13 protein-coding genes are annotated in these 9533 nt (G+C 68.1%); 8 read left to right on the forward strand and 5 right to left on the reverse strand.

What is annotated here, in order from left to right; translation table 11 throughout:
* Window positions 1-200: 200 nt before the first annotated feature.
* The 3 genes from H4N64_RS43255 to H4N64_RS43265 all read left to right on the forward strand — a co-directional run bounded on the left by H4N64_RS43255 (window position 201) and on the right by H4N64_RS43265 (window position 2211).
* Entirely contained in the window at window positions 201-911 is a 711-nt protein-coding gene (locus H4N64_RS43255) for a hypothetical protein (RefSeq protein WP_186288114.1), read from the forward strand.
* 151 nt (window positions 912-1062) lie between these two features.
* Window positions 1063-1539: a GNAT family N-acetyltransferase gene (locus tag H4N64_RS43260; RefSeq protein WP_186288115.1), complete on the forward strand. Its 477-nt coding sequence runs from the start codon at window positions 1063-1065 to the stop codon at window positions 1537-1539.
* 234 nt (window positions 1540-1773) lie between these two features.
* Window positions 1774-2211 carry a pyridoxamine 5'-phosphate oxidase family protein gene (locus H4N64_RS43265; protein WP_336246967.1) on the forward strand — a complete coding sequence of 146 codons (438 nt, stop codon included), beginning with the start codon at window positions 1774-1776 and terminating at the stop codon, window positions 2209-2211.
* A gap of 201 nt (window positions 2212-2412) precedes the next feature.
* Here H4N64_RS43265 and H4N64_RS43270 read toward each other — a convergent pair whose 3' ends face one another.
* Entirely contained in the window at window positions 2413-2922 is a 510-nt protein-coding gene (locus tag H4N64_RS43270; protein ID WP_186288116.1) for a hypothetical protein, read from the reverse strand.
* A gap of 184 nt (window positions 2923-3106) precedes the next feature.
* On the opposite strand from H4N64_RS43270, the gene H4N64_RS43275 reads away from it, so the two are divergent.
* Window positions 3107-3907, forward strand: a complete 801-nt coding sequence (locus H4N64_RS43275; protein WP_260860394.1) for a hypothetical protein — start codon at window positions 3107-3109, stop codon at window positions 3905-3907.
* Between the two features lie 107 nt (window positions 3908-4014).
* On the opposite strand, the gene H4N64_RS43280 is transcribed toward H4N64_RS43275, so the two are convergent.
* Complete coding sequence (locus tag H4N64_RS43280; protein ID WP_186288117.1) at window positions 4015-4824, reverse strand: LysR family transcriptional regulator; 810 nt, start codon at window positions 4822-4824, stop codon at window positions 4015-4017.
* Between the two features lie 68 nt (window positions 4825-4892).
* On the opposite strand from H4N64_RS43280, the gene H4N64_RS43285 reads away from it, so the two are divergent.
* The gene (locus H4N64_RS43285; RefSeq protein ID WP_186288118.1) at window positions 4893-5789 is read left to right on the forward strand and encodes an NAD(P)H-binding protein; all 897 of its coding nucleotides are present in this window, start codon (window positions 4893-4895) and stop codon (window positions 5787-5789) included.
* Window positions 5790-6057: 268 nt separating this feature from the next.
* Window positions 6058-6372: a hypothetical protein gene (locus H4N64_RS43290; RefSeq protein WP_336246968.1), complete on the forward strand. Its 315-nt coding sequence runs from the start codon at window positions 6058-6060 to the stop codon at window positions 6370-6372.
* 200 nt (window positions 6373-6572) lie between these two features.
* On the opposite strand, the gene H4N64_RS43295 is transcribed toward H4N64_RS43290, so the two are convergent.
* The 3 genes from H4N64_RS43295 to H4N64_RS43305 form a co-directional block, all read right to left on the reverse strand.
* Window positions 6573-6788, reverse strand: a complete 216-nt coding sequence (locus tag H4N64_RS43295) for a hypothetical protein (RefSeq protein WP_186288120.1) — start codon at window positions 6786-6788, stop codon at window positions 6573-6575.
* A 172-nt stretch (window positions 6789-6960) separates the two neighbouring features.
* Window positions 6961-7155 (reverse strand): hypothetical protein, encoded by a 195-nt coding sequence (locus tag H4N64_RS44690; RefSeq protein WP_222110092.1) that lies wholly within the window; start codon window positions 7153-7155, stop codon window positions 6961-6963.
* A 27-nt stretch (window positions 7156-7182) separates the two neighbouring features.
* Window positions 7183-8157 carry a helix-turn-helix transcriptional regulator gene (locus H4N64_RS43305; protein WP_186288121.1) on the reverse strand — a complete coding sequence of 325 codons (975 nt, stop codon included), beginning with the start codon at window positions 8155-8157 and terminating at the stop codon, window positions 7183-7185.
* 136 nt (window positions 8158-8293) lie between these two features.
* On the opposite strand from H4N64_RS43305, the gene H4N64_RS43310 reads away from it, so the two are divergent.
* On the forward strand, window positions 8294-8689 hold the full coding sequence (locus H4N64_RS43310) for a Rid family hydrolase (RefSeq protein ID WP_186288125.1): 396 nt from the start codon (window positions 8294-8296) through the stop codon (window positions 8687-8689).
* A gap of 175 nt (window positions 8690-8864) precedes the next feature.
* On the forward strand, window positions 8865-9533 hold a 669-nt coding region (locus tag H4N64_RS43315; protein WP_260860392.1), incomplete at its 3' end, for a phosphotransferase family protein.

The raw sequence follows: 9533 nt of genomic DNA on the forward strand, positions 1-9533 counted from the left end.
ACGGATTGGAAGCTAATGCAATAGCTAGCTTGCCACTCGTTGCAATGGAGTGGAGGTGAATGCTATGGGTGAAGCGTCGAGGAGGGTGAAGAAAGCCGTACTGCCGGGAGACGGGCCTGCCCAGCCTGGCCGGTGGCTGGCTCCTGTCGGTGGTACGAGTTCCCCGACCGGGATCGCGCCCGTGCGGCTATGTTTCTGGCGTGGACACGCTCACCTGGATATCGGCGGCCGTGGCATTGGCCAGTGCGGCAGCGACGGTGCTCTTGGGGTACTGGCAGCAGCGCCGGATCGCCGCGGTCGAGCGGCTCAACTACATGGACCGGTACGGCGCGTCACTCGCCTGGGCGGCATTCGACCTGCAGAGCCGCCTGTTCAACATCCTCGGCGGCAGATACCTGACGCTCTTCCTTGTGCACGGAACACGGGAAGATGCGGAACTCGCCCGGCGCAGCACCGTGTTCGTCATCGCCGAGTATCTGGGATGGGTCGAAATCCTCCGGCGCGACGTGCAGTTCCTCGACCTCGGCAGCAGCGGATCGAATCGCCAGGTCATGACGCAACTGTCCCAGATCGCCGAGACGTTCAACCGGTCAACCGCCCGCCACGACGAGCTACGGCTGTTCCGCATCCAGCAGCGCGCCATCGGCAGCGTCATGATCCACCCGAACGGCGAACCGGGCCGCCGACGCTGTCTCGACTACGCCGAGTTCTGCGAACGCCTCGACACCGACAGCCGCTTCACCGCGTGGTTCTCCGAACTTCTTGCGGACGTGGACGTGATTGCCGCGGACATCGCTCCCGCCGAACAGCGCCTGCAAGCGCTGCAGCGGCAACTGGTAGAGCTCATCAACCTGCTCGACCCGGACGCCATACGGTTTCCGCAGTTCCACCGGCAGGTGTACACCCCGTAGGACGGCCTTGGCGGCAGTCCGTACGGTGGCCCCGACGAAGCCGAGAGTCCAGCCGCCCGCTGCTCTTTTGGCGGTGGGTAGCGTCTGAAATGATCGACGAAGCGCCGCACAACGCGACTGACCGCTCACGATCACCGGCCGGGAGGCTTCGATGGAGGTAACGCTGCGCGAAGTGAGAGACGCTGATCTGCCCGTTCTCTTCGCCCATATGAACGAGCCCGAGGGAATCCGCATGGCAGCGTTCACGGCCAAGGACCCATCGGACAACGCCCATTTCCAGTCCCACTGGGCGCGGATCCGCCAGGATCCCGCGGTCATCGCGCGCACCGTCGTCGGCGACGGCGGTGAGATCGTCGGGAACGCCGGCGTGTTCGGCCCGCCCGAGGAGCGCGAGGTCACGTACTGGATCGGGCGGCAATACTGGGGCCGAGGAGCCGCCACCGCCACGCTGCGAGCACTGCTCGACCTCGCCCCCGAGCGCCCACTGCACGCCCGGGCGGCTGCGGACAACGTCGGCTCCATCCGGGTCCTGGAGAAGTGCGGATTCGTGGCCACCGGCAACGGCCTGGATTTCGCGAACGGTCGAGGCGAGGAAGTCGACGAGGTGCTGTTCACCCTGCTCGACTGACGCCGCTTCCCCGATCAGGAACGGTGGAGCCGAAACTTACTGCCGAGCCGGGCCACTCAACACCGTCAATATCTGACGTACTCATAGCACGCCGGAGCGACGGACGACGCCGATGCGCCTCGGGCCGGGGTGGCGTCGTGGACTCGATTTTTCGTGTGCGCCGTGCGCATGGGGCTCTGGTCGTAGGTCGCAGGTCGGTGGTCAACTGTCGGGCGACAGTGGCAGGTTGGAGCTGTGGCCTCTCATGACTTCGATGTGGACGCGTTCCTCCGGCAACCGTTGACGGCTCGCATCGCGACGAGCGGGCCGACGGTGCGCCCTGTCTGGTTTCTCTGGGAAGACGGCGCCTTCTGGACCTTGACGGGGCCCTGGGCAAGGTTGTTCAGCCGTGTCAAGGAGGATCCAAGCGTCGCCCTCGTCGTGGATGAATGCGACATCGCAACAGGGCGTGTCCGGCAGGTGATCGCCCGGGGCCGGGCCGAGTTGGTGCCCTTCGACGTACCGAGGGGGCGTCGTAAGCTCACCCGCTACTTGGGCGCGGACGAATCTCGCTGGGACGAGCGTTTCGTGCACTACCTGCACGACGATCCCGGCGAACGCGGCACGATGTGGCTGCGTTTGGTACCTGCCTCACTCAGCGCGACCGACTTGAGCTATTCCGTCGCGCCGTAATGGTATGCACGTCGGCGCCATGACCAGCTCGGCGGGGAAGCGCCCTGTGCCACGCGCCTCCTCAGATCCGGACATCCGGGCGCGCGGCTGATGCTGCCGATGGGGAGTTGCCTGATCGTCGGCAGTCCAGGCTGCGCATCCGGCAGGCCGCACCACCTGCGCCTTCGGACGCCACGGGCGGTTGTCCAGGAACCGTGAAGATCACGGGTGCTGGAGTGACCGCCAGCGTGGCGCCTGGTCGTCAGGGGCGTCTGGGGAGGGGAAGTGGAAGGGCACTTTGAGGTGGTGAGCCAGGGCCTTGCCTGCCTCTTCGGCCCTGGTGCCCGGTGGAAGCCCGTCAGAATGGTGGTACACGATCGCCAAGTGGCCTTCCCCGGAGGGGTTCTCCAGGACTGCGACAAGGATCACGAACCAGCCGTGGACAGTGTCGCCGTCCCAGAGTGCCTCGACCGCGATCACTCGACCCGGGTGGGCTGCGGCACGGGCTGCGAGTGCGGGCACGTCGAGCGGATCGGGCTGCGGGTACTGCACGCGATCGCCGAAGAACTCGTAGCGCGCATGGACGACCTGCTCCGCCTCCCGCAACCCCAGTTCCAGTGGGCGCAACGCCTCCCATACGGCTTTGATGGCCATGATCCGGCGGTCCCGCAGTACGTTCGCGTCCACCTCCTGGCGGGTCTGTTCCTCCAGATAGGCCCACCAGTTGCTCACCGGGCAACCGTGCGATCCGTGAAGTGCGTCATGGGCCGAACGTACCTCAGGTGCGAAAGACCCTGCCGACCGTTGCCGGCGAAGGCCGTGAGGGCAGATAGCGGCGTCGGTCAGCGGACTGACGGGCGGCGGCCTCCCGTGAGAGGCTCTGCGGACCGGATCGGCGCCCTTGCACCGCAGTGCGGTGACCAACTCGCCGAAGACGCGCGGGCTCAGCCCGGTGAACGGGGGTGAGGAGCCGTTCCAGGGAGAACACGGGCGCAGGGATCGCCGGTTGTGGATCCATCCCGCCGTTGAGGTGGGCCAGAATGCTGCCGTGGCCGAGGAAACAGAGGACAGAGAGAGGGTGCGCGCATTGCGGGCGCGCGCGTTCCTGGAGGCTACGGCTGAGGTGGCTCGGCTCCTCGGGATCAGCGACGAGGCGCCGGGGTCGGACAAGGCCCGCGCACGGCGCCTGGCCGGCCGGGTGAGGAAGCCGCTGCGTGAAAGCACGCGCCTGCCTGAGGAGTTCTTCGTCCCGGTCATGGCCGCGGCCGTGGCCGACCCGGACCCCAGCTTCTGCGGCTGGTTCGTCGAACCGGCGCTCCACTCCTTCGGCCGCAGCCGCGTACAGGCCGCCCTTGTCGAATACCTGAGGTCGGGAACCGACGCTGAGCGCGCGGGCGCATTGCGCGCCTGGTACTGGACCGGAATGCCGCTGCGCGCACCCCGGTCGCCGGCACACGAACCGCATGGCACCCGCGCCTCCGCACAGGACGCCTCGCAAGACGTATGGGAAGCGTGGTTGGAGGTGTCGATGCAGGTGTTTGCGGAGGCCACCGACACGTGGATTCGATACCGCATCCTGCTCATGCTGCCTGTCTCACGCGAGTCATACCCGCCACGGCTGCACGACCTGTTCGAGCGCACGCTCAGCATCGCTCGAACCGACTCCGACGAGGACAATCGCCGCTGGGCCCGTGCCGTTGACCGCGCCAGATCCTGACCTCCCCGGGCAACCTCCCGTGGCATCGCGGGACGCCCTGACGGATGTACCTGTTCGCCGGCCCGCATTCCGCCGTAGGGGCGGGGCGTGCTGGGTAGGTTGGCCGATCAGGTCTGCCGCAGCGTTGCCGTGGCGGTCTGCAGGAAGTCGCGCAGCAGCTTCTCGCGTCGGTCCGCGGCGACGGCCAGGCACGTCTCGACTTCTGGAGCGTCGGTGACGGGAAGGTGGACGAGGTCGGGGCGAGAGTAGGACCGCGCGACGCCGAGCGGGATGAGCGCGATGCCGTGCCCGGAGGCGATGAGCTCGAACTTCTCCTCAAGTGACGATGTCCGCCGCTTCGGTGAGTCAAGCAGACGCTGGCCGTCGAGTTCCGCGGAAGTGAGGTCCTGACGGCACGCCAGCGGGTGTGCCGCGGGCATGCAGGCGACCCTGGGTTCGTGGCCGATGGGGATGACGTGCAAGCCCGTTTCGTTGAACTGCCGCCGCAGATAGCCGACTTGGGCCCGGCTGGTGCGGAGCGGGGCGTCCTGTTGCCACCAGGGTGCCGGGACCACGTCGGTCTCGACATCCGGGTGGCGCGAGGTGAACGCCCGGATCGCATCCGCGACATGCAGCCCGGGGGAGAAGGCGACCACGAGACGCTGGACGCCCCGATCGGTGTCGTGTACGCGCCGCACAGCCGAGGCGACGCTCGCGAGGATCCCCTGTGCCTCCTCGTAGAGCTGCTTCCCGGCAGCGGTCAACTCCACGCTACGGGTGGTCCGGACGAGCAGGATGCATCCCAACTCCTGCTCGAAGGCCCTGATCTGACGGCTGAGTACCGGCTGGGCGATGTAGAGCTCTTCCGCCGCTCGCCCGAAGTGCTGGTGCTCGGCCACCGCGACGAAGTAGCGGAGCTTGCGCAGATCGAGATCCATGCCCGTAAGGTATCAATCGCCGGAAAGGGTATTGGACGCCACAGATGGCGGCCCCCGAGACTCAAAACATGATCGTCATCACGACACCCACCGGCAGGATCGGCAGCCGACTTCTGCACATCCTTCTCAACGAGGCCTCCGGTCGCGACGAAGAACTGCGCGTCATCGTGCGCGACCCCGACAAACTCCCCGACACGGTCCGTCCCCACGTCGATGTCGTCACCGGCTCGCACGGCGATGCCGAAGTGATCGACCGAGCCTTCGCCGACGCCGACGCCGTCTTCTGGGTGCCCCCCGTGGACCGGCGGGCGCCGAGCGTGGACGCCGCCTACTCGGGGTTCACGCGCGCCGCGGCGAAGGCGCTCACGGAGCACGGAGTTGGCCATGCCGTCGGCGTCTCGGCGCTCGGCCGCGGCACCGACGTCGCCGGCCGCGCCGGGCTGGTGACGGCGTCGCTGGCCATGGACGACCTCATCGCCAGTACGGGCGTGGCCTACCGGGCGCTCGCCAACCCGAGTTTCATGGACAACCTGTTGTGGCAGACGGCCTCGATCCGTGACGCCGGCATCTTCACCGACACCGTCGCCGCCGACCGCAAGGCGCCGATGGCCGCCACCCGGGACATCGCCGCGGCCGCCGCACGTCTGCTGCGCGACCGCTCGTGGACGGGGACGGGCGAGGTCCCGGTACTGGGCCCCGAGGATCTGTCGGCGAACGACATGGCGCGCATCATGTCCGACGTGCTGGGCCGCCCGGTCCGCTACGCGCGGCAGTCGTTCGACGCGTTCCGCGCCACACTTGCCGAACAGGGCGTGGGGGAGGCGTTCGTGGAGGGCTACGTCGACATGATGCGGTCCAAGGACGAAGGCCTTGACGACGGTGTGCCGCGCACCCCTGGGACCGCGAGCCCGACGTCCTTCCGCGAGTGGTGCGAGCAGGTCCTCAAGCCGGCGATACAGGCCTGAGCGGGCCCAGCGCCGCCCCACCCTGCGGGACGTGACACCGACGGCCTCGCCTGTTCCACAGCATGCTGTGGAACAGGCGAGGAAGCGAACCCGAAGGGTGTGCTTGTGCTTGAGTTCCGCGCCGAAGTCCCGGGCAGGCAACTCGGCCATCCATCAAGCAGGTTGGTGCGGCACAACATCGCCGGGTCCGGGAACCCGGGCAGGCGGCGGTGAGTCCTTAGCCGTTATGAGAAGGAGTGGTGAGCGCTCCGGAGCGGTGGGGTGTCTCGTGGCGGCTGTCGCCGCGGTGGCGGGTTTCGGTGTCTGGCTGAACGGCTCAAGACCAGGGCTGCGGGGGAGCTTCGAGGACCAGCGCGACCTGAGTCTGCTGTACGTGGAGCTGCCGCTCATGCTGCTGGCCTTCCCGGCGCTCACGCTGGCGGCCCGGTGCCTGGCAGGGGCGGCGATGCCCCACGGGGCCGGCCGGGGCACACGGGCTGCCGTGTCCCTGTTGGCGGGGTCGGCCACCGTGCTGGTGCTGGCGTGGGCCGGACACATGTGGCTGGACACCCGCGTCGCGCCCTTCGTGCATCCGGCATGGTGATTCCTGGGCCCCGCGGACTGTGCCGTCGCCCGGAAGGGATTCCGCTGGTCGTCGAACCGGCCGGTGAGCGCGCCCCTGGGCATGATCGGCAGCCCCGGCAGCCCCGGCACTCCTCGCCCTCAGCACCGCCACACCGCCGCAGTCCGCGCCAGCCGCAGGACGAAGGGCGCCACTGCCATCAGTGATCCAAACGAAGCCGCCTAGTCAATCCCGCGGTCCAGGACGCGACGGGCGGCTTCGGCTTCTGCTGCCGGCGGGGACAGTTCGTCGAGGGTGTCGAGTTCGTCATCGGCTTCCAGTTCCCGTTCCCAGGCTGCCGCCAGGCGTTCTTGCTCCTGGCGCGGCTTGGCGCCGACGGCCTTGCGCTGCTCCGGGTTCAGGACTGCCAGGAAGCGTCCGATCGGTTCTGTGGGCATACGGTGCTCCTCGTCGTAAGAAGGGGGTGTCGCCCTGCTCCAGCATGGCTGGACGCTCCACGCGTCGGCCGCCCGACACTGCCGGGGACACCCCGTTGGCCTCTTCCGACTGTCTGACACCGTGCGGGGGAGGGGCCGTTGCGATGCCGGTCACCGGGGCGTGCGGGTCGGGTCAGTAAGGCGGGAGGGCTGGATCGGCGCTGTAGAGCATCCGCGGTTTGGCTGGGTCGTACCGGACGCGTATTCGCGTCGAACGGTCCAGGCTCACACGGGCAGGCTGTCCCGCCCCGTTGGTCTTGCCCGCCTTGGTGCGGGCCAGGCGATATGACTCGGTGCCGGTCTCGATGAGGGTGGCGTTGAAGGTCAACACCAGAGACGGACTTGACGTGCTCTCTCAGGATGAGTCTCCGTAGCGGGTGGCCATCGCGGCGGCACGGTTGCGTAGGGAGGTACGCAACGACTGCGGGGCCAGGGCTTCCGCATCCACGCTGAGCTGCCACAGCGCCCATTCGGCGTGTCGGGAATCCTGGAAGGTCACCTCCAGACGCAGCCAGCCGTCTGCGTCGGGTTCTTCGGCGCGGACAGCCAGCGCGGTGTCCAGCAGCTCCTCCCGCCGCGCCGGGTTCACCCGTACCAGCACGGTGATGTGGTCGCCGCCGGAGAGGAACTGCGCGGAGCGTTCCCGCCAGATCCGGTCCAGATCGACCCGGTTCGGTCGCTGTGCTGTTTCGGGCAGTTCCTCGGCGGCCAACACCCGCGACAGCCGGTAGGTGCGGTCCGCGCCAGATCTCGTGGCCAGCAAGTAGCCCCGGTCGCGTACGGTGACCAGGCCGATCGGGTCCACCGTGCGCCACCTTGGTGTCTGGCCTGTGGCCGCGTAGTGGATGCGCAGCTTGTGTCCGGCGAGCACCGCGCGCCGGACCTCGATCATTGTGGAGTCGGGCACCTCCTCGGTGACCAGTCGGCGTGAGAGCAGGTCGGTCTCCGGGTCGACGAGAAAGCGCTGGGACGCGTCGCTCGCGGTGGCCCGGTGGCTTTCGGGTAGCGCGTCGACCACCTTCCGCATGGCCGATGCGAGCGCCGAGCCGAGGCCGAACGCCTGCTCGCCGCGCCCCGATCCGGCGGTCAGCAAGGCGAGGGCCTCGTCGTGGTTCAGTCCGGTGAGCTCGGTCCGGAAGCCGGGCAACAGCGTGAAGCCGCCGTGCCTGCCGCGCTCGGCGTAGACCGGGACGCCGGCCGCGGACAGCGCCTCGATGTCGCGCAGCACGGTGCGGGTGGAAACCTCCAGCTCGCGGGCCAGCGTGTCCGCTGTCAGTCGACCGCGCCGGCGCAGCAGTAGCACCAGTGAGACCAACCGGTCGGCGCGCATGCGAGAACGTTAACGGAATACATGACTAAGGGTGTCGTGATTTGTTGGGAGGCTCGTTGCCGCGACGTCGAAGCCGGCGGTTGCCGAGCCGATGGGCGTACGTACTCCCGATGAATCGAATGGAGCCGATGTGGCAGTGGAACGAACGGCGGTCAACCCGGTGACGTGGTCGGTGGGGATGGGATTCAACCAGGGTGAGGCCGTCTCCGGGCACACACGGACGCTGTACATCTCGGGGCAGACCGCGATGAGCAGAGACGGCAAGCCCCGGCATGACGGTGACATGGCGGCGCAGCTGACACTGAGCATCGACAACCTGGAGGCCGTGCTCGGCGAGGCCGGCATGTCTCTCGCGAACCTCGTCCGGCTCAATGTCTACACGACCGACGTCGATCTGCTCTTCGCGCACTACGGCGGCTTGACGGCGCGGTTGGGCGTCGCCGGGGTGGCGCCGACCACCACGATGCTCGGGGTGACGCGACTGGCGGTCCCCGGCCAGATGGTCGAGTTGGAGGGGACCGCCGTCGCGTAATGCGAACTCGCCGCCCCTGCTAAGGCGTGTTTGGTAAGTGGTTCGGGCTGTGGCCGTTCGTCGGCGTGGCGGTGATCGTGAGCATGCATCGCGAGAAGGCCCGGTGCATCGATGTACTGCCAGTTCCTAGAATGCGTGGGTGAACCTTTCGCATCTCGGCGCGCCGATCGGGCCGATGATCCGCGTCCACGGCGGGTTCGCCAACCGGATGTACCGGCTCGACACCGACCAGGGGTCGTTCGCGGTGAAGGAGTTGAACCTCGTCGACCGCCGCTGGACCTATCGCGTCGAGGACGTGTTCAGGTTTGAGCGGGCGGCCTTCGCTGCCGGCATTCCGATGCCAGAGCCGATCTCGGCCAGCCACTGCACGCTCGTTCACCGATGGGTCGAGGGCGAGAAGGTGCCCGAAGCGCCGGTGTCGGCGGCGTACGCGTTCGAGATCGGTGAGATCCTCGCGCGCATCCACGCGCTCGACGTCGCGTGGACCCATGTGTCGATCGAGGACCCGACGTCACGGGACTGGCCCGAGCTCGCCGCGCGGGCGGCGGCGACCGGACAGCCGTGGGCCGACGAGCTCGCCTCTCACGTCGAGACGTTCCTCGCGATTGCCCACTTCGTCGACACCTGCGAACGGCCAGGCCCCGTCGTGCTGACCCACAGGGACATCCAACCGTGGAACCTGCTCGCTCAAGAAGGTCGGCCGGTGGTGCTCGACTGGGAGCTCTCGGGGATGCTCGACCTGTCCGGTGAGCTCGGCTCGACCGCGCTGAGCCTCGCGAAGGGACCTGGCTTCGACGACATCAAGCCCGCCATCTTCCGCTCGGTTCTCGACGGCTATGTCGCG

It is taken from the genome of Streptomyces cupreus (assembly GCF_014257025.1).
GTDB classification, from domain to species: domain Bacteria; phylum Actinomycetota; class Actinomycetes; order Streptomycetales; family Streptomycetaceae; genus Streptomyces; species Streptomyces cupreus.